Annotated in this window: 16 protein-coding genes and 2 riboswitches; of the genes, 10 read left to right on the top strand and 6 right to left on the bottom strand. The window is 47.8% G+C overall.

Annotation, left to right across the window (positions count from 1 at the left end; all coding sequences use genetic code 11):
- Positions 1 to 238 precede the first annotated feature (238 nt).
- The 5 genes from ACGHCT_RS18355 to ACGHCT_RS18335 all read left to right on the top strand — a co-directional run bounded on the left by ACGHCT_RS18355 (position 239) and on the right by ACGHCT_RS18335 (position 5,845).
- Positions 239 to 862, top strand: coding sequence for a sugar O-acetyltransferase (locus tag ACGHCT_RS18355; RefSeq protein WP_390437170.1), 624 nt, complete (start codon positions 239 to 241; stop codon positions 860 to 862).
- 148 nt (positions 863 to 1,010) lie between these two features.
- Entirely contained in the window at positions 1,011 to 1,685 is a 675-nt protein-coding gene (locus ACGHCT_RS18350) for a TetR/AcrR family transcriptional regulator (RefSeq protein ID WP_390437169.1), read from the top strand.
- Positions 1,686 to 1,873: 188 nt separating this feature from the next.
- On the top strand, positions 1,874 to 3,307 hold the full coding sequence (locus ACGHCT_RS18345) for a trimethylamine methyltransferase family protein (RefSeq protein WP_390437168.1): 1,434 nt from the start codon (positions 1,874 to 1,876) through the stop codon (positions 3,305 to 3,307).
- Positions 3,308 to 3,400: 93 nt separating this feature from the next.
- Complete coding sequence (locus ACGHCT_RS18340; RefSeq protein WP_072854011.1) at positions 3,401 to 4,645, top strand: nitrate/nitrite transporter; 1,245 nt, start codon at positions 3,401 to 3,403, stop codon at positions 4,643 to 4,645.
- Between the two features lie 75 nt (positions 4,646 to 4,720).
- The gene (locus ACGHCT_RS18335) at positions 4,721 to 5,845 is read left to right on the top strand and encodes an aldo/keto reductase (protein ID WP_072854013.1); all 1,125 of its coding nucleotides are present in this window, start codon (positions 4,721 to 4,723) and stop codon (positions 5,843 to 5,845) included.
- Positions 5,846 to 5,919: 74 nt separating this feature from the next.
- On the opposite strand, the gene ACGHCT_RS18330 is transcribed toward ACGHCT_RS18335, so the two are convergent.
- On the bottom strand, positions 5,920 to 6,756 hold the full coding sequence (locus ACGHCT_RS18330) for a prepilin-type N-terminal cleavage/methylation domain-containing protein (RefSeq protein ID WP_072854015.1): 837 nt from the start codon (positions 6,754 to 6,756) through the stop codon (positions 5,920 to 5,922).
- Between the two features lie 169 nt (positions 6,757 to 6,925).
- Here ACGHCT_RS18330 and ACGHCT_RS18325 point away from each other — a divergent pair, with 169 nt between their 5' ends.
- On the top strand, positions 6,926 to 8,941 hold the full coding sequence (locus ACGHCT_RS18325) for a hydantoinase/oxoprolinase family protein (RefSeq protein WP_072854017.1): 2,016 nt from the start codon (positions 6,926 to 6,928) through the stop codon (positions 8,939 to 8,941).
- A 113-nt stretch (positions 8,942 to 9,054) separates the two neighbouring features.
- A riboswitch (NiCo riboswitch) is annotated at positions 9,055 to 9,151 on the top strand.
- 258 nt (positions 9,152 to 9,409) lie between these two features.
- Positions 9,410 to 10,351 (top strand): cation diffusion facilitator family transporter, encoded by a 942-nt coding sequence (locus tag ACGHCT_RS18320; RefSeq protein ID WP_390437167.1) that lies wholly within the window; start codon positions 9,410 to 9,412, stop codon positions 10,349 to 10,351.
- A 31-nt stretch (positions 10,352 to 10,382) separates the two neighbouring features.
- Here ACGHCT_RS18320 and ACGHCT_RS18315 read toward each other — a convergent pair whose 3' ends face one another.
- The gene (locus tag ACGHCT_RS18315; protein WP_072854021.1) at positions 10,383 to 10,922 is read right to left on the bottom strand and encodes a M48 family metallopeptidase; all 540 of its coding nucleotides are present in this window, start codon (positions 10,920 to 10,922) and stop codon (positions 10,383 to 10,385) included.
- A gap of 296 nt (positions 10,923 to 11,218) precedes the next feature.
- On the opposite strand from ACGHCT_RS18315, the gene ACGHCT_RS18310 reads away from it, so the two are divergent.
- Positions 11,219 to 11,647 carry a DUF2752 domain-containing protein gene (locus tag ACGHCT_RS18310; RefSeq protein WP_072854023.1) on the top strand — a complete coding sequence of 143 codons (429 nt, stop codon included), beginning with the start codon at positions 11,219 to 11,221 and terminating at the stop codon, positions 11,645 to 11,647.
- A 43-nt stretch (positions 11,648 to 11,690) separates the two neighbouring features.
- Here the strand turns inward: ACGHCT_RS18310 and ACGHCT_RS18305 are convergent, their stop codons facing one another.
- From ACGHCT_RS18305 to ACGHCT_RS18290, 4 genes are all read right to left on the bottom strand, one after another.
- Complete coding sequence (locus ACGHCT_RS18305) at positions 11,691 to 12,299, bottom strand: DUF4190 domain-containing protein (RefSeq protein WP_072854025.1); 609 nt, start codon at positions 12,297 to 12,299, stop codon at positions 11,691 to 11,693.
- Between the two features lie 71 nt (positions 12,300 to 12,370).
- Positions 12,371 to 13,060, bottom strand: coding sequence for a radical SAM protein (locus tag ACGHCT_RS18300; RefSeq protein ID WP_390437166.1), 690 nt, complete (start codon positions 13,058 to 13,060; stop codon positions 12,371 to 12,373).
- Complete coding sequence (locus ACGHCT_RS18295; RefSeq protein ID WP_390437165.1) at positions 13,047 to 13,625, bottom strand: ECF transporter S component; 579 nt, start codon at positions 13,623 to 13,625, stop codon at positions 13,047 to 13,049. Before ACGHCT_RS18295 ends, ACGHCT_RS18300 begins: the two co-directional genes overlap by 14 nt.
- On the bottom strand, positions 13,622 to 14,659 hold the full coding sequence (locus ACGHCT_RS18290; RefSeq protein ID WP_390437164.1) for a nucleoside hydrolase: 1,038 nt from the start codon (positions 14,657 to 14,659) through the stop codon (positions 13,622 to 13,624). The genes ACGHCT_RS18295 and ACGHCT_RS18290 overlap by 4 nt, the downstream gene beginning before the upstream one ends.
- A gap of 45 nt (positions 14,660 to 14,704) precedes the next feature.
- A riboswitch (PreQ1 riboswitch) is annotated at positions 14,705 to 14,749 on the bottom strand.
- Between the two features lie 187 nt (positions 14,750 to 14,936).
- Here ACGHCT_RS18290 and ACGHCT_RS18285 point away from each other — a divergent pair.
- Together ACGHCT_RS18285 and ACGHCT_RS18280 are read left to right on the top strand one after the other, a co-directional pair.
- On the top strand, positions 14,937 to 17,093 hold the full coding sequence (locus tag ACGHCT_RS18285) for a Tex family protein (protein ID WP_072854032.1): 2,157 nt from the start codon (positions 14,937 to 14,939) through the stop codon (positions 17,091 to 17,093).
- Positions 17,094 to 17,125: 32 nt separating this feature from the next.
- Positions 17,126 to 18,931 carry an aminopeptidase P family protein gene (locus ACGHCT_RS18280; protein ID WP_390437163.1) on the top strand — a complete coding sequence of 602 codons (1,806 nt, stop codon included), beginning with the start codon at positions 17,126 to 17,128 and terminating at the stop codon, positions 18,929 to 18,931.
- The last annotated feature ends 72 nt before the right edge of the window (positions 18,932 to 19,003 follow it).

Genomic DNA, 19,003 nt, shown 5'->3' with positions numbered 1-19,003 from the left:
TTTACCGCCGGCTTAAGTTAAAGTCAATGAAATCGCAGGATATGAAATGTATAAGGCAAGATTAAAAATCGAATATGGAAAGAAGATACACTGCGATATATCCATGCTCCAGAGCCGTTCTGCTTGCATTATAGTGTACCTTCTTAGTATACTTATGGTAGCCTATGGTGATTGCTGAAGCGCTGTCCTGCAGGATGGCTTAGGGGCATAAAATAGCAAAACAGAAAGGATGTAAGATATGACATTAGAGGAACAGAAAGCGCGAATGATATCTGGAAAGATGTATAATGACCAGACGAAGGAACTGCTTGAGGCAAGAAAAGAAACGGTATTCCTGACCGATGAATACAACCGTACCTATGGCCAGCCCCCTGAGGTAAGGGAGGCTGTGTTAAAGAGGCTGCTGGGCGAGATGGGGGAGAATGTGTTTTTTGAACCTTCTTTCCGCTGTGAGTTCGGGTTTCATATTAAGATTGGAAATAATTTTTATGCAAACTTTGACTGTGTGATGCTGGACGGCGGCGGTATCGAAATCGGGGATAATGTGCTGTTCGGTCCCAGGGTTGGAATCTATACCACACGGCACAACTTTGACCCGAAAGAACGGGCCGCTGGAGCCTGTTTCGCGAAGCCTGTTACTATAGGCAGCAATGTCTGGATCGGCGGAGGCGTACATATCGATCAGGGAGTAAGCATAGGGGATAACGCAATTATTGGAGCAGGGAGCGTGATTACCAGAGATGTGCCGGCAAATGTTGTGGCCGCGGGGGTTCCCTGCAGGGTCATACGGGAACTGACCGGAGAGGAGAAGACAGACTATTTCGAATTGCTGGAAAAGGAATACGGAATGGACAGAAGGTAAAGGTTCAGGAGTCTCCGGATGGGGACTCCTGCTTTAGCTATTTTTAATATTCGTCATTTTTACGGTTTGACAGTTTTTGTATTGACAAAAGCCCGCAGATCATGTATTGTAAAAGTAATCAAGATTACCAAACGAATGAGAGGCTGGAGTGAAGTTGAATTCCGATAGAAAAATTGAATATGTCCGAATCACAAGTAAAATTTTAGAGGAGGAAGGCATAGAGGCAGTCACTATCCGTAAGGTAGCAGCAAGGGCAGGTTGTACCAGTGCAGTTTTATACAGGCATTTTGAGAATAAAGGGCATCTGACGATGCTGGCCTGTATAAGATTTTTAGAACCCTATATTTATGCACTTATGAGGAATTCTGAGAGGAAAGATATTTCACTTATCCAGAGGGATCTGCTTAACTGGAAATGTTTTATTGGTGAGGCATTTCGCAACAGACCTTATTATGAGTTCATGTTTTTCGGGAATCAGAGGGAAGAGCTTGAGGAATGTGCCTATGAATATTACCAAATGTTCCCGGATATTCAGAAAAGTTTTGACGCATTTACAGCAAGTATTGCTTTTAGCAGTGATCTGCATGAGCGTGCGGTACTTTATTTGAGAAGTGCTGTGCATACCGGGATGCTTACATCCGAGAACGCTATGCTGTTGGGAAGACTGTCGGTCGCGGTATTTAAAGGTTCTTTTATGGAATATGCCGGCATTGCTATGACTGAGACTGAGATTCGTATGGCCAGTGAAGAATGCTACCAATTGATTTACTCCTTGTATAAACAATATGTGGAACCAGGTACAAAGCTGGAGATAGATGAGTAGTGAAAGAAAATAAATGCTGATAATTTAGTATCAGCTTTTATTATAACCCTTAAGTCATCAAGATGACATAAAATTTTGCGCATAGAGGGCCCCTATCGCAAAACATTTTAGCTGATATAGTCAGCTATATTTTATACCCTAAAGTCATCAAGATGACCAAAGTATTCCTAAAAAATGGAGGTAGAAGAATGAAACGAGATACTGAGAAACGAGATGCGGAGATTGTTGAACTGATTCACAAAAATTCCATTAGACTTCTGGCAGAACTGGGGGTTGAAATACTATGGGACGATGCCAGGGAGCTGCTTCAGAAAAATGGTGTTCGGGTGGAAGGAAAACGTGCTTATTTTACGGAGAAACAAGTAATGGATGCTCTTGATGCTGCAACAAAAGAGTTCACCATATATGCCCGCAACAGTAAATATAATGTCAATATGAATACAGAAGATCTGTATATGACCCCCGGATATGGCAGCCCCTTTATCTGTGAAGCCGACGGAACTCTTCGCTCGGCAACTCTTGATGATTTCCTGAAGCTTGCTGTTATAGTACAGGAAAGTGATGAGTTTGCCATCAACGGCGGTATATTGGCACAGCCTTCCGATATTGCTGCAGAGATTTCTGCAGAGGCTATGGTATATGCAACCATATGCCGTTCCGATAAGACACTGTTTACCGTATGCGGCGGTGCTGTACAGGCAGAAAACATAGTGAAAATGGCACAGGTGATTTTTGGGGAAGACATTACAAATATTCCATGTACCATTAATCTGATATCCCCCATGAGTCCGCTGATCCTGACCCAGAATACTTTGGAAAGCATGGAAGTTTATGCAAGAAATGGGCAGCCTCTTGCTATATGCCCCGCCAGTATGGCCGGAGCAACCGGACCGATCTCTGTGATAGGCAATGTTTCTCTGTCTAATGCAGAGTTTCTGGCATCAAATACTTATGCGCAGATGGTCCGCCCGGGAACGCCCGTCATCTATGCATTTGCTGCTACAGTCAGTGATATGGCAAATATGCAGGTCTACAACTCTAACCCTGGCTTCCTGAAACTGGCAAAGTATGGCGCGCTTATGTCCAAAAAATACGGACTTCCCTGCAGAAGCGGCGGAGGAATGGCTGACGCTCCTGGATTCACAGCCCAGGCAGGGGTGGAGAGTGCAATGAATATGTTTGAGTCCTTCTCCCAGAAGGCAAACCTGATGATGCATGCCACGGGCTCCGTTCTTTCCTTCAATGCAGTAAGCTATGAGAAATTCATTCTGGATATTGAAACATATACAAGAATGATGTATTACTTCGGTGAGACTCCCATGGATGAAGACGCGCTGGCCTTTGATGCGGTGAAAGAGGCAGTAGAGGAGGAGGGCGGTACCTTCATCACACTTGACCATACGTATGAGAGATGCCGTATTGACCCCTGGTATCCCCAGGTATCCGTACATAAGAAGACAGATGAAGCGCCTGATCAGGCTCTGCTTCAGTCGATCCAGAAACGTCTGCATACTCTGCTGGAAGGTTATCAGCGTCCGGAATTGACAGAGCAGCAGCGGGCTGCCCTGGATGATATCATGCGCGGCATTGGCATGAAAGAGGAAGATATTGCCAGAGTTTAGAAAGAAAATGTGTCGTTGGGTTCTTGAAACGGGTAATACCCAAAACAATAAAGTGTCATATCTGACATTACCATAAACAAAAAGGAGATATGGATGAATAAAGCATTTATAAAAAAATATGGGACTTTGCTTCTGTTGGCCTGTGCTCCCGGTTTTATTTTTCAGCTTCCTTATATTAGGGAATCATTTTATGTTCCAATCCAGAATGCTATGCAGCTGACGAATGCCCAGATGGGCAGTCTGTCTGCCTGGTATGCGGTTGTGGCAACTCCCGCTTATTTTTTAGGGGGGATTGTAGCTGATAAGTTCTCACCCAGAATCATGCTGACATTTTCTCTGATTTCCACAGGGTTACTGGGAATATGGTTTTCTATGTTCCCGGGCTACAGTGTCAGCCGTATCATTTTTGCACTGATGGGATTTACGACGGTAATGACATTCTGGAGTTCTGTAATAAAAGCAGTCCGGATGCTGGGAACTTCCGATGAACAGGGGCGTCTTTTCGGCCTCCATGAGGGAATGCGAGGGTTCCTGAATGCGGCATTGGTATTCATGATGGCTGCAGTTTATGCACGGTTTTCCAATAATATTATGGGCGCAACATGGGCCATCCGCTTCTGTGCGGCTCTGCTTCTGATTCTCGGTGTTCTCTGCTGGATATTTATTGATGATAAAAACACGAGAGAGCAGACCGAATCTCTAAAAGAGGTTTGCATCGGCATGGCAAAATGTTTAAAAATACCTCGGGTATGGATGCTGGTAGGGATTGTGTTTACGGCTTACAGCGTGTATGCTCTGATGAGTTACATTAATGCGTATCTGGTTACTATGTGCGGTATGTCAGAAACCGCTTCTGCAACCCTCGGCGGTGTCCGCTATCTGATGCAGGGCGTAGGCGGCGTAGCAGGCGGCTTCCTGGCTGATAAGCTTCATTCCCGTCTTAAGGTTATTTCAGGTGCGGGCCTGCTTCTTGCCATAAGCTGGGGAATATTTATTATCATCCCGGCGGGAACCGCTACGTATATTCCTGTATTATGCAACTTCCTGATTGGAGTTATCCTGGTATATACAATCCGAAGCCAATATTTTGCTGATATTGACGATGCCGGTATTGATGTAAATGTAACCGGCCGTGTATCAGGCATTCTTTCCACCTTTGGCTATCTTCCGGATGTATTCCTGCTTACTCTCACAGGATCATGGATTGATTCTTATCCCGGGCAGGCAGGATACAACAGAGTATTCGTTTATGCTGCAGTTATGGGCATTCTGTGTATGTTGATTTCTGCGGCTCTGTTTACCATAGTAAAAAAAGATAAGAAATCTCAAAAAGCATAACGAAAAGGCAAATATTTTGCTTATCCTCTCCAGGCATGTTAGAATAAAAATAAAACACAATGGGAGGACAGTGCTTTGTATTATAAATCATATGGAAATACGGGCATAAAGGTATCAGCCGTCGGCCTGGGCACCATGCGCTATGACGCAGAGGATATCAGGGCCGGCCGGCTGGAAAAATGCGCGGAGATCCCTCTTTATGCTTTTGAAAAGGGGATTAACTACTGGGATACCGCGCCCAATTACTGCGAGGACAAAAGCGAGATTGTAACGGGCATGGCCTTGTCTCAGGTAAAAAGAAGCCAGGTGTATGTGACTTCAAAGACTAACTTCAGCACACTTGGAACAGAGAAGCCTGACAGGGATCTGTTCCGCAGAAGGCTGGAGATGTCCCTTCAGCGTCTGAAGACAGATTACATTGATTTTTACCATATGTGGTGCATGCTGAATCTGGATTCCTGGGAGAAGCACATGGAAGCCCTTTACCGCTTTTTTGAGGAGGCAAAGGCAGAGGGATTGATCCGCAATATTGTATTTTCTTCCCACATGCAGGGAAATGATATTGAGACTGTGGTAGAGAGCGGGAGATTCAGGGGGATGCTCATAGGTTATAATGCCCTGAACTATCGGTTCCGCCAGAGCGGGATTGAAAAGGCATATGAAAACGGCATGGGAGTGGTGGTAATGAACCCTCTGGGCGGAGGTCTGATCCCGCAGAATCCCAAGGCGTTTTCCTATCTGACGGAGGGGACGGAACTGACAGTACCCCAGGCAGCTCTGCGTTTTGTGGCATCTCACAGGGAAATCACAGTTGCACTGGCAGGATGTACCACAAAAGCCCATGTGGACGATGCGGTAAAAGCAGTGGAGAATCTGGAGGAAAGGCCGGCCAAAGAAGTTGCCCGCAGGTTTGAGGAAAAAGGAATTGCCCTGAATGACCTGTGCACCGGGTGCGGTTACTGCAAAGGATGTCCGAAAGACATTGAAATTCCCAAATTTATGGATGCCTATAACCAGAAGATCCTCACTGGGAAGGACGAGGAAATTAACCGAAGATTCCAGTTCCATTGGGATGTAGACAAAAGGCAGGCGGCTGAGTGTGTGGCCTGCGGGAAATGTGAGAAGCAATGCACCCAGCATCTTCCTATTATTGAGAGGATGAGGGAAATTGCTAATCTGCCGGACGAAACAGAGGCATAGAAAAAAGCCCCTCTTCTGCTGGAAGGCGCCACGCTGGGCCTCCCCGTGAGAAGGGGGGTTTATGTATACTCCTACTACATCTTCTTGAACACTTCGTAGATTGTATTGTAATCTTTTTTATCCTTGTCTGACTGCGGGGTATCTTTATACTCCTGCCACTTGGTATCCCCCCTGCCAAGCACATTATAGGTATGGCTCTGCCCGTCGGAGGAGTCAGAAGCGCTTAACACGTTCTCTTCTATGGTGACATATCCGGCCGTATAAGTTCCCCGGGTAGAATTATACCGCATCACCTTGACCTTGTCCCCCGGATTCATGGCAGTAATATCCTCTGTTGTCCAGTAAAAATAATAGCTTCCGCTGCCGATACCCTGGAGTGACCAGGTTTGCACTCCTGCCTGAGAGGCGCTGAATCCGGCCTGCCCTAAAGCGCTGAGAATCTGTTCGTAGCTTTTTCCTGTTCCGGACGTAGAGTCAATATGTTTTTTCTGGTCCGCATAGCTTTTTATCAGACTGGCAATTTCAGAATTGTTCGCAATTACATGGGAAAGTGCTTCATTCATATTAAAATTATAGTTTTTATCATGCTTTCGGCAAAAGATAACAATGGTTCCGTCAGAACCTCTGCTTACCTCATAGGCACCGCCTTGCTTGCACTTGTATTCAGACTTGTCTGCCAATTCCTGGAGTTCCCTGGTGTCATAGAAGCCTTCTGCCTGTTTGGTATAGATTTCTTCGGCAGTCAGATCTCTGAGGAGCTGAACTTTATTGGCATTGCAGGCAGTTATGGATGCTTTTTTGATATAGCCGGTAAGTGCAGGGATGAGAAAGGCCAGCAGGATACCTAATATGACCAGAACAACGATAACTTCCACCAGAGTAAATCCCCGGTTATGCGGCTTTTTCTTCATAGTGACTTCCTTTCATACGATTCTGCTTTTATTATACCTCCAGAGACCAAATTAGACTAGTATAAAAGAACAAAAATTATCTGCTATTGCATTTCCTGTGATTGTACCCGGTCTCCAAATAGGTTATACTTTGAGTTAAGATAGAATCAAAAAGAAAAGGGGTCTTAGCATGAATGTAGTGATTGGGATTGACACCGGGGGAACTTATACGGATGCGGCTGTCCTGAACGAAGAGACCAGAGAGGTTCTTGCGTCGGCGAAGGCGCTCACCACAAAGGATAACCTGGAAACGGGAATAAAAAATGCACTGAGTCAGGTGCCCGGGGAATATTTCCGGGACTGCAAGATGGTGGCTTTGTCCACAACGCTGGCGACCAATGCGTGTGTGGAGAAAAAATACGGAAAGGCAAAACTGATTCTTTTTGGGACGGATAAGGAGTCTGCCTTAAGAATCACGGCCCAGCTGGGGGCGATCCCTCCTGGGGATCTGATCTGTATTGACACGAAGACAAAGTTTTCCGGGGAAATTCCCTGCATGCCGGACTGGGAGGCGTTCGCCGGGATGGTGCGGGAGGAGTGCTGCGGCTGTGATGTGATAGCTGTCAGCGAGGTATATACTGCACAGACCGGTTCGGTTCTGGAACGGAAGGCCAGGGATATCATCCAGTCAGTTCTGGGAAAAACGGTAGTCTGCGGATATGAGCTTTTCGAAGAGCTGGGATTTATAAAGCGGGGGCTGGGCGCGTATCTGAACGGTAAATTAATTCCTTTGATCGACGAGTTTCTGAGGGCGGTAAAAGGCGTTATGGGAAGACTTGGGATTGACTGTCCGGTTTCCATTGTGCGCAGCGACGGGACACTGATGTCGGTGGAATACACCAGACTTCATCCTATTGAGACGCTCCTGTGCGGCCCTGTGGCAAGTGTAACAGGGGCAGGGGGACTGACGAGAGAGAAAGACGCCTATGTAATTGATATGGGTGGGACAACTTCGGATATCGCAATTTTAAGAGGCGGAGCCCCGTCCATAGTGCGCGGGGGAATTACGATTGGGGACTGGAAGACGTTTGTGAAAGGCGTGTACATAGACACCTTCGGGCTGGGAGGAGACAGCGAGGTAAAATTTCAGGACAACGAACCGGTGATTATGGACAGCAGGGTAATCCCTATCTGTATTCTGGCATCGGAATATCCCCAGATTTGCGAGGAATTGAGTGCCCTGAGAAACAGTGAGTGGCAGATATCCAATCACGCTCATGAGTACTATAAGCTTACAAAACCGGTGGAAAGCCTCAGCAGCTTTCCGGAGCATGAAAGAGAGATAATCTGTGAACTGGAGACAAAACCTATGTCTATGAGACAGCTTGCCAGGACTCTTAAGATGAGCGTCAGCGATCTGCGCCTTGGCAGCCTTGAGAGCAGGGGAATCATTATGAAGTCAGGGCTTACCCCTACGGATATTATGCATGTGAGAGGAGAGTTCACGGACCACAATGCACAGGCAGCCGGAAACCTGGCCGTTTATCTCGCTCACATTCATGGCTGGACGCTGGAGGAACTCTGTGAAAAGATTTATGACCGGGTAAAATTTAAAATGTACCGGAATATAGTCAGGGCAGCCATGGTGAGAAAATACAGCGAGACTGCAAGAGAGGGGATGGGCGGAGTACTGGAACAAATGATAGCCTGTCAGTGGGAGGAGGCGAAAGAAGAGATAAAAGGACGGGAACGTTCCGGCGGCATGGAATTCAGAGCTCTCTTCCGCCTGGAGTATCCGCTCATAGGGATTGGCGGTCCGGTCAAGGTATTTGCAGAGGATGTGGCAAAAGCACTGCAGACCCGGGCTGTAATCCCTGAGAATTTCAGGGTTGCCAATGCCATAGGGGCAGCAATCTGTAATATGGAAGTAACGGCGCAGGCCGTGGTGACTTATGTATATGACAACGGAGGGGCTGTGACCCGCCTTCGGGTCAGCTCCAAGGGAGAGGCGGTTACCTTCGAGCCCAAAGAGGAAGAAAAGGCCTGTGCGCTGGCAGAAAAGCTGGCCGTAAAGCGGGCAGAAGAGGAGGCTCTGGAGCGGGGGTATGATAAAGACAGGCTTGAGATTCAGGTGGAACGTACGGACAAATACTTTATTGGTTTTGGAGGCATTATGGAGACCCTTTTTGTGGCATGTGCGAAGTAAGGGGATTGTTCATTCCCCGAACAGTTTCAAATAAAAAACATAGGGTGTAAGTATTGACAAAACCATAAATTTTTCATAAGATATACAAAATACTCTTTGCACTGCATAAATCTACAGTACAAACTGAGCAGGCGATAAATGGATGAACCATTTGTGGGGCCGGGTCGCGCGTATGCGACAGCAGATGTAAGCAGCATCTGCGGGACAGTAGTTTACTAATATTGTTCCGCAGGTGTTTTTTTATTACATAGGAAACTTTGTTCCCTATGTAATAAAAAACCCTCCGGGGATCACACTGCGGCGGAAAGGAAGATGCTGTCTGCGACAGCCCGCCGCAGGCGGAGATTGCGCTTTCGCGCAATCTTTCTTATACCCTCGCGGGGAACAAAGCAACAGGTTTTTGCGTGGCGGTCAAGCCGCCGGTGCCATAGAGCTATCTTATTCACAGAGAGAATGGAGGTAACTATTATGGAACGAAGGAATAAGGGAAATGTAAACGAAGGTTCAAAAGAAAAAGGGATTGCCATGAAAGTATCCAGGGTAAGTATCGGGGTTAATGTGATCCTGTCCCTTTTTAAACTATTGGCTGGCATTGCCGCCCACTCCGGGGCAATGATCTCCGACGCTGTGCACTCCGCGTCCGATGTATTCGGAACCTTTATCGTGATGATAGGTGTTACCGTAGCAGATAAGAAATCTGACAAAGAACATCCTTACGGTCATGAGCGTCTGGAGTGTGTGGCATCTATTCTGCTTGCCGTCATTCTTATGCTCATTGGGCTGGGCATCGGAATCGGCGGAATACAGAAAATCATACACCGTGACAAAGAAACGCTGGTGGTTCCCGGAGTTCTGGCACTTATCGCAGCAGTGCTTTCTATTATCGTGAAAGAATGGATGTACTGGTATACCAGGGCTGCCGCGAAGAAGATTAATTCAGGGGCACTTATGGCAGAGGCCTGGCACCACAGATCCGATGCGCTCTCCTCAGTAGGTGCATTCATCGGCATATTGGGCGCAAGGCTGGGGGCACCTATTCTGGATCCCATTGTCAGCGTGGGAATCTGTATCTGTATAGGAAAGGCTGCAATTGATATCTTCCGGGATGCCATGGATAAAATGGTAGACAAATCCTGCGATGAGGAAACCATCCGGAACATGGAGTCCGCCATCATCTCTACTCCGGGGGTAGAGGGCATCGATCTCCTCCGCACCAGAATGTTTGGCGCCAAAGTATACGTAGACATCGAGATCTCTGCCAACGGAGATATGACCCTGAATGACTCCCACAAAATTGCGGAATCCGTCCACGACACCATAGAGAAGGAGTTTCCGCAGGTAAAACACTGCATGGTCCACGTAAACCCAACCAATCCCCCCAAGCAAATAGCAGCCATGCACTCTATCTAGTGCTGGCTGCTATTTAACAAGGAAACATTCCCTACGCCCTGCTCCACAGGATGATACCATTGGCCTTCAGCCAATACTCCTGATACTCATATTCAGGCATCATACTTTCCAATACTTCCCTTGTGGAATACATTCCCTTCAGAAGCTGTGCCAGTTCCAGAATTACCACATAATCCTGCACAGGCTCCGGTGCCAGAAGAAGCCGCCAGTTAAACTGCAATTCCCCTTTTTTGCTGCAGCTTCCCCATTTGGCACGCTTCTCCATGATCGTGATTCTGTTATATGTAACTCCCATGATTTCCGCATAATAGCTGGATTTTTCTTCAAAGAGCTCTGCTGCGGCTTCGTAGTAATAAGAACGCTCTTTTCTGGTAAAGGGCTGGGCATTGATATACCAGGCCTCTGCCTTTTTCTGCTCCGTTTTCCTGGTAATCCAGCCTTCTTTAAAACGGACAAACTGCCGGATTCTTCGTCTTGAGTACTTTTTAGGCGCTTTTACAAGGACAGTGCCTTCTTCTGTGGTCTGTATGGCCAGAGTTGTCCTGTTGCTGTAAATCAATTGGTATTCCATTTTTATTTCCCCTTTATCTAATCTTATCCTCCTTATATTGTCCAGATTCCAGACCTGTATCTGATGTAAAAAATGGTCTGCATTTATTATACTGAAAAAGACAGGAATTTGCCATAGAAACTTATGCAATATCATGTATAAAAGTCCCGAACCGGATGATAGCTGCTATAGTATCTTCGTGTGGACAGGTCTTTGATTTTCGTGTGATGCCGGGAATTTCGCTTGACGTACAGGTGAAAATGGTTATAATAATCTGAGAGCCTGAGATACTATACAAGAAATGGACAGCACCTGCCATGAAAAGAATCGTAAGCAAAAGAGAAAACAGAAGCCTTTACTGGACCGGGTGGGCGCTGCTGGCAGCGTGCACCGGAATCGTTCTGCTCGCAAGATGGCTGAACATCAGCTATTCGGATTACAGTCTTCCCTGTATGTTTCACAGATATACGGGCTATTACTGTCCCGGGTGCGGGGGAACAAGGGCTGTAATGGCTCTTTTTCACGGAAGGCTGGTACAGGCAGTATGGTATCATCCTTTGGTGCCTTATGCGGCAGTATTGTATGTTTGGTTTATGGTGTCCAATACTATAGAAATCCTGTCAGGGAACAGGTGGGAGATAGGGATGAGGTTCAGAGAAGGATATCTGTATGCCGGTCTGGGAATCCTTGCGGTGAATTGGATCTTTAAAAATATTCTGCTGGCTGTGTGGGGCATACAGATGTAATACAAAAGGGAAAGGATGGCATCCTTTCCCTTTTGTAATGACTCTATATCTCATGCTCCTTGTACTGGTGATAATAATCTTCGCCGTTATCGTAATAATCTCCGCCGTCAAAGAAATCATCATAATAATCATAGTAGTCGTCATAGGAGCCGTCCCCGTCAGGTATGCTGTAGGTATCAGGGGGAATGGAGGATCCGCCGCCGGTTTCCGGAACCGTCCCTTTGTCATTGTTGTAGAAGTAATCGTACAGGTATTGCTCCATCTCCTGCTGAGAGTCAAAGGTTAAGTCTCCGTTCATCAGCTGCTCCATAACGGTAAAGAACTTCTGGCCGTCAGTGGTGGTTAAGAAGCTGGTGACAGATACAGAAACAAGGATCAGGCAGAGACTGAAGCCGCCGATGGACAGACCAAGCCCTACTTTTGCATTGCTGGCCATACGGGATCCGCCCCTTGAGAGCAGGGCCAGAATAATTCCCAGAGCTCCAAAGAACAGGGAACCTCCGCAGCAGGCAAATACGATAGAACATATGCCCAGAACCAGAGCGGCAGTGGCCAGACCTTCCGAATGATTTTGAAGCCCGGACATCTGCTGGCTGGAGTTGGTATAAGAAGGGCCGTTTTGAAAGCCTCCGGGCATATGATTGTAATCCATGAAAAGGACCTCTCTTTCGTTTCTAATCCCATTTATTGTATCATGTTACTTTCATTGTATCAAGCGTAACTCTAATCCCCCACACCGAAATCGGTTTTTTCGTAGAGAACCTCTATCCGGGGATCCAAAAGGAGGTGCCTGTATTTGTCCATAAACCAGTTCACCAGTTCCGGATCCCGCTTTACCTCTGTACTGTTATTGGTAAAAATATTAATCGTACCCAGATGAAAGTGTTCTTTCAGTATGGTAATATCATTTGTGATCATCTCCCTGGTCTGTCCCTTTATCCCCACCATAAGACAGGGTGAATCAAAATACCGGCTGACCTCTTCCGGAGAACGGAAATCAGCATGCTTGTTCAGATAGTGCTCCCTGAAATCGTAGTCGAATGTCTCTACCCCAATCTTATAGACAATAGGAATACCCATATAGTCTCTCAGTTCCTGCAGGCGGTTCCGGTACATCCAGTGGGCCTCAAAAAACAGCCGGTGAATCCCTTTCTCCCGGACAACTGTTCGGATTAGGGCGAGGGTTTCCACGGGCAGCTCAAAACAGCTGCCGGAGTTGATAACCTCCAGTACCCCGAACTCACCGGTTACCCGTGAGAGAACGCTGGCGTTCAAGGTCAGCATTTCGTTTTTATCCAGGGTATTGTCTTCAATATAGTCACAGAAACGGCATTTTCCCCAGGCGCAGGGCCGGGATTTCAACAGGACGATTTCTCTCTGATTTTTGTTGGTGATACGGTTATAGCGTTCCACGGTGCCCATCCCCTTTCTGCAATAGATATTTCACAGAGCCGGGAAGAAGCGGGAGGACAGCCAGAGCTGCCGCCATGACAATAGCCCGGTCCGCATAATCTGTTGCTGCCTGTACCAGGAAGACTGATAGGGTGAGATTTGCGCCCATCCCATGAAGAAGCTGCACCAGCAGAGTGGATCCCGAGGAGGTAATCCCTCCGAACAGCAGAGCTGTGACAGAGGCACTGACGGCTGTTCCGGGCAGTGAGACAAACAAAGAGGCGGGCAGTATCTTCCGGCCCTTTGGCGTAAAGCGCTTGAATACAAGTCCTGCGGCAAAGCCGGTGATTAGCTGTACCGGAATATAGTATAGTGCGTAAATATCGCTGGTTATTCCGCAGAAAAGGCCGCTGATAAGCCCAGGCACCATGGCCCAGAATGGCCCGAACAAGGCAGCAGCCAGCATAGTTCCCAGAGTATCCAGATAAATGGGCAGGCGCAGAGCCAGGGCTATGGAGGCGCCTGCAGTATTGAGGGCGGCAGCCAAAGCCAGCAGACACAGCTGCAGTACGGTCATTTTTTTCATAAAATCCCACCCCTTTCCTGGGAATCGCAGGCGGGACCCGGCGCCATTATCTGTCTGAGGACCGGTTCCAGTTGGTTTTCCTTTGCATTTATCACCCGCTGGAAGAAGAACTTCATAAAACCGAAGGGATCTGTCTGTGTCAGGATAAGGCTGTTGTGTGGGTTTTTCCAGAAATCCATAGGATCAGCCACGCTCTGTCCGATGCAGATGCCCTCAGTCTCAATGGCTGTATAGCACGAGAATCCGCTGCAGAGGCGGCGGTCAATAAAATAGGCAACGGCCAGGGGATCGTTGATGACACACCCTATGATTCCTTCCTGTTTCCAGTGAAACTCCATATAGAATCGGGTGATCTCTGCAATCCGGCTGCCCATGGAGGGATTTATAGACTGCATATACCAGAGAAGGCTGGGGGTGAGGACGATATTCCGTGTGACATCCAGACCTACCATATGAATCCGTTTGCCCTTCAGCTGCGGCAGCCCGGCAAAGGCATCGTATACAACCTTTGCGGCATGGGGGTCGCACCAGTAATTGTATTCAGCCACAGGGGAACAGTTTCCATGGCTTTTGTAGCTGCCCCCCATAGACACGAATTCATCCAGCCCATGCAGGCAGTCCGGGGCATGGGAAATAACTCTGGCAATATTGGTCAGAGGTCCCAGTGCAATGATAGATACTTGTTCAGTTGTTTTCAGGGTTTCTGTCAGAAAAGAAACGGCTCCGGGTTTCGGCCGGGCAGCCGTTACAGAGGGGAAACCGGATTCCCCCAGACCATCCAGTCCATGGGTATCCATGGCATCTGTGTAATCCCGAACCAGGGGCTTCTCTTCCCCCAGATACACCGGTATATCCGTACGTCCCATCCAGTCCAGGACTTTCAGGGCATTCTCGGCACCTTTTGCCGCAGGGACATTTCCGCAGACAATGGTAATCCCCAGAATATCCAGCTCCGGTGAAGCCAGTGCCAGCATCAGGGCCAGGGCATCATCGATACCGGGATCACAATCAATAATGACTTTTTTAGCATTCATTCTCCAATCTCCTTTACATTTTTAGTCTGCCGATGGCAGCAATTGAGATACTTGGTTTTTTATACTGGGAAGTTCGCGAACCAGTCCAGAAGCCGGCTTGAAAGCCGTAAGTTCTGTTTGTATAAATGCACGGCTCCTATTATACCATAAAAAGACAGGAGCGTACACGGGGAAAAAATAATATACAGGCCAAAACAAAGGCATATGGATGGAACTTGACAAATGAGTCCCTCATTGCTATTGTGAAAGTTAGAGTAAAAGGAAAGGATCAAATTGTATGGATATTATTCAGGCATTAACAGAAGAATTACAGGTGAAAAAGTGGCAGGTTGAGGCTGCTGTGAAATTAATAGATGAAGGGAATACCATCCCGTTTATTTCCAGATACCGGAAGGAAGCTACCGGTTCCCTGAACGACGAGGTGCTGCGCGGCTTGTTTGAACGTTTAAACTACCTCAGAAATCTGGAGGAAAAGAAGCAGCAGGTACTGTCCAGCATCGAAGAGCAGGGGAAGCTGACCGGGGAGCTGAAGGCCCAGATTCTGGCGGCCCAGACCCTGGTTGTGGTAGAAGATTTATATCGTCCTTACCGGCCTAAGAGAAGAACAAGAGCTACCATTGCCAAAGAAAAAGGGCTGGAACCGCTGGCAAATATTATCAGTCTGCAGATGACAGGCCAGCCTGTAGAGAAAGAGGCTGAAGCTTTTGTGTCTGAAGAAAAAGAAGTCCGGACCGTGGATGAGGCTATTGCAGGGGCCAGGGATATTATCGCAGAATACATCTCCGATGAAGCCGATTACCGGATGCGTATCCGGGATATGACCTTCAAAAACGGAAGGATTGTCTCTGCTGCCAAGGATGAAAAAGAGCAGTCTGTATATGAAATGTATTATAATTTTGAAGAACCTGCAGCTAAGGTGGCCGGCCACAGAACCCTGGCGCTGAACCGGGGGGAAAAGGAAAAGATTCTCACGGTAAAGATTGCAGCTCCTGAGGAGGATATTCTGCGCTATCTGAAAAAGCAGGTGATAACCAGGGACAATCCTTATACGGCTCCGGTTCTTGAGGAGGCTGTGGAAGACAGCTATAAAAGACTGATTGCGCCGGCCATTGAGCGGGAGATACGCAATGATATGACGGAAAGGGCAGAGGACGGGGCTATTAAGGTGTTTGGGAAAAACCTGGAGCAGTTACTCATGCAGCCCCCTATTGCCGGACAGGTAGTACTGGGGTGGGATCCTGCCTTTCGTACCGGATGTAAGCTTGCGGTGGTAGATGCCACCGGGAAAGTGCTGGACACGGCAGTTATCTACCCCACGGCGCCTACCTCGGAGGCGAAGATTGCTGCAGCAAAAGAAACCTTGAAAAAGATGATTAAAAAGTATCATATTACTCTGATTTCTGTGGGCAACGGCACAGCTTCCAGGGAGTCCGAGCAGATTATTGTGGAGCTCTTAAAGGAAATACCGGAAAAGGTACAGTATATTATAACCAACGAGGCCGGTGCCTCTGTGTATTCAGCCAGTAAATTGGCCACTGAGGAATTTCCCAATTTTGATGTGGGACAGAGAAGTGCGGCATCCATTGCCAGGCGGCTGCAGGATCCCCTGGCCGAACTGGTTAAGATTGATCCCAAATCCATCGGTGTAGGCCAGTATCAGCACGATATGAACCAGAAGAAGTTAGGGGAAGCCTTAACGGGTGTGGTGGAAGACTGTGTCAATAAGGTAGGTGTGGATCTTAATACTGCCTCTGCGTCCCTGCTGGAATACATCTCGGGCATTTCGAAAACTATTGCGAAGAATATTGTAAGCTATCGGGAGGAAAACGGACGTTTCCAGAGCCGCCGGGAGCTTCTGAAGGTAGGCAAACTGGGACCTAAGGCATTTGAACAGTGTGCGGGATTTATGAGGATTCTGGAGGGAAAAGAACCTCTGGACGCCACCAGCGTGCATCCGGAGAGTTATGAGGCCGCGAAGAAGCTGTTGGAGCGGCAGGGATATACCACCGGGGATGTGGCGGGAAGAAAACTGGCCGGCCTGTCAAAAGGTATCCGGGACTATAAAAAGCTGTCCCAGGAACTGGGAGTGGGCGAGATCACGCTCCGGGATATTGTGAAGGAGCTGGAAAAACCGGGCCGGGATCCCAGAGATGAGATGCCGAAACCTATCTTAAGGACAGACGTTATGGATTTGAAAGACTTAAAAGAGGGCATGATATTAAAGGGTACAGTGCGCAATGTAATTGATTTCGGTGCATTTGTGGATATCGGTGTGCACCAGGACGGACTGGTTCACATTTCTCAGCTGACAGACAGAAAATTTGTCAAGCATCCCCTGGAGGTAGTCAGTGTGGGGGATGTAGTGGAAGTAAAGGTTTTAAGCGTGGATCTGCAGAAAAAAAGGATTGCGCTGACAATGAAAGGAATTTCTTAGGGGGAGACGACAGGAAGGAGAGAGCAGAAATCATGATAAAAGAAAGGATTCAGGCGCTTAGGAGTCTCATGCTGAAACGAGGCATAGATTGTTACCTGGTGCCCACCGCAGATTACCATCAGTCTGAGTATGTGGGGGAATACTTTAAACTCCGAGCATTTCTGTCTGGATTTACAGGATCAGCGGGAACCCTGGTGGTAACCAGGAAGGAGGCGGCTCTCTGGACAGACGGAAGATACTTTGTTCAGGCAGCCAAAGAACTGGAGGGGAGCGGAATCCTTCTCATGAAAATGGGGGAGGAGGGCGTTCCAACCACAGAGGAATATATTGAAAAGAATATTCCAAGGGATGGATGCCTTGGCTTTGACGGACGGACTGTAAGTGCTGCTTTGGGCAAGACGCTGGAACAGTGCATAAAAAGCAAACATGGAGTCATTGCCTGGGAAGAGGATCTGGGAGACACTGTGTGGCCGGATCGCCCGAAGATGTCCTGTGAGCCGGTATACCGTCTGGAGGAGAGCTATGCCGGCAAATCCAGGAAGGAAAAAATAAAAGAGCTCAGAAAAGAGATGGAGCAGAGAGGCGCCGCTGTTCATATCCTTGCCAGCCTGGATGATATTGCCTGGCTCCTGAATCTGAGGGGTAACGATATTGCGTACAATCCAGTGTTTTTATCCTATGCGGCAGTTACAAAGGATAAGTTTGTACTGTTTGTCCAGAGGGAAGCAGTGGAGGAAGGCCTCCGCCGGGAGTTGGAGGAAGACGGAATTACCTGCCAGAGTTATTTCTCCGTCTGTCAATATGCGGACAGGCTTACAGCTCAGGAGGCCGTTCTTTTAGATGAGGAGACTGTGAACTATGCTATTTATCAGGCGGTGACCGGGCGTTTCTGCAGGATTATAGACGACAGAAATCCAACCGCGCTGAAAAAGGCAGTGAAGAATGAGACAGAAATCAAAAATATAAAGACTGCTCATATCAAAGACGCAGTAGCTGTATGCCGTTTTCTGTACTGGCTCTCTGTGCGGGTGGGAAAAGAGAGGATTACGGAGTTAGATGCAGCTGCCTATATAGAGAAGCTGCGGAGGGAAGACCCAGACTGTCTGGGGCTAAGCTTCTCCACCATAGCCGCCTATGGGGCGAATGCAGCAATGTGCCACTACAGTCCAACAGAGGAGTCAGACACAGAGATACGTCCGGAGGGCTTTTTTCTGCTGGATTCCGGGGGCCAATACTGGCAGGGGACTACCGATATCACCAGAACCGTGGCTGTGGGACCTTTGACCAGGGAACAAAAGGAACATTTTACCCTTGTTCTGAAAGGGAATATCCGCCTGGCAAAAGCCAGATTCCGCTATGGGTGCTGCGGTGCGAATCTGGATTATCTGGCAAGAGGACCTCTTTGGGAATACGGCCTTGATTATAATCACGGGACCGGCCACGGGGTTGGGTATCTTCTGAATGTTCATGAGGGACCTAATTCTATCCGGTGGAAGGTTTCTTCTGCCTCTGGGGGAAATGCTGTGCTGGAGGAGGGGATGCTTACCTCCGATGAACCTGGATTCTATGCAGAAGGGAAGTATGGGATCCGAACTGAGAATCTGCTTTTGTGCAGAAAAGCTGGGAAAACCGGGTACGGCCAGTTTATGGAATTTGAGCCGGTGACTTTGGTGCCCATTGATACGACTGCCGTGCTTCCTGAGATGATGCGGGGAAAAGAGATTCAGTGGCTGAATGAATATCATGAGAGGGTGTACCGGACCATCGGGTCGCTTCTGCCGGAAAAAGAGCGGGAGTGGCTCAGAAGGGCAACGCTGCCATTGAAAAAGGAATTATAAAAATAATGCTTGTATTTTAAGGTCGGTTGTTATAGACTTAAGTTGGGTCTATAACAACCGACCTTATATGAT

It is taken from the genome of Lactonifactor longoviformis, from assembly GCF_042848515.1.
Classification (GTDB): Bacteria; Bacillota; Clostridia; order Lachnospirales; family Lachnospiraceae; genus Lactonifactor; species Lactonifactor longoviformis.
This window is presented reverse-complemented; position numbering and strand designations above follow the sequence as displayed.

Coding starts and splice junctions, on each gene's coding strand:
- ACGHCT_RS18290 (WP_390437164.1), bottom strand. CDS start 14,659: ATGAATGCTAAAAAAGTCATTATTGATTGTGATCCCGGTATCGATGAT.
- ACGHCT_RS18345 (WP_390437168.1), top strand. CDS start 1,874: ATGAAACGAGATACTGAGAAACGAGATGCGGAGATTGTTGAACTGATT.
- ACGHCT_RS18355 (WP_390437170.1), top strand. CDS start 239: ATGACATTAGAGGAACAGAAAGCGCGAATGATATCTGGAAAGATGTAT.
- ACGHCT_RS18285 (WP_072854032.1), top strand. CDS start 14,937: ATGGATATTATTCAGGCATTAACAGAAGAATTACAGGTGAAAAAGTGG.
- ACGHCT_RS18320 (WP_390437167.1), top strand. CDS start 9,410: ATGGAACGAAGGAATAAGGGAAATGTAAACGAAGGTTCAAAAGAAAAA.
- ACGHCT_RS18310 (WP_072854023.1), top strand. CDS start 11,219: ATGAAAAGAATCGTAAGCAAAAGAGAAAACAGAAGCCTTTACTGGACC.
- ACGHCT_RS18340 (WP_072854011.1), top strand. CDS start 3,401: ATGAATAAAGCATTTATAAAAAAATATGGGACTTTGCTTCTGTTGGCC.
- ACGHCT_RS18305 (WP_072854025.1), bottom strand. CDS start 12,299: ATGGATTACAATCATATGCCCGGAGGCTTTCAAAACGGCCCTTCTTAT.
- ACGHCT_RS18295 (WP_390437165.1), bottom strand. CDS start 13,625: ATGAAAAAAATGACCGTACTGCAGCTGTGTCTGCTGGCTTTGGCTGCC.
- ACGHCT_RS18315 (WP_072854021.1), bottom strand. CDS start 10,922: ATGGAATACCAATTGATTTACAGCAACAGGACAACTCTGGCCATACAG.
- ACGHCT_RS18330 (WP_072854015.1), bottom strand. CDS start 6,756: ATGAAGAAAAAGCCGCATAACCGGGGATTTACTCTGGTGGAAGTTATC.
- ACGHCT_RS18325 (WP_072854017.1), top strand. CDS start 6,926: ATGAATGTAGTGATTGGGATTGACACCGGGGGAACTTATACGGATGCG.
- ACGHCT_RS18280 (WP_390437163.1), top strand. CDS start 17,126: ATGATAAAAGAAAGGATTCAGGCGCTTAGGAGTCTCATGCTGAAACGA.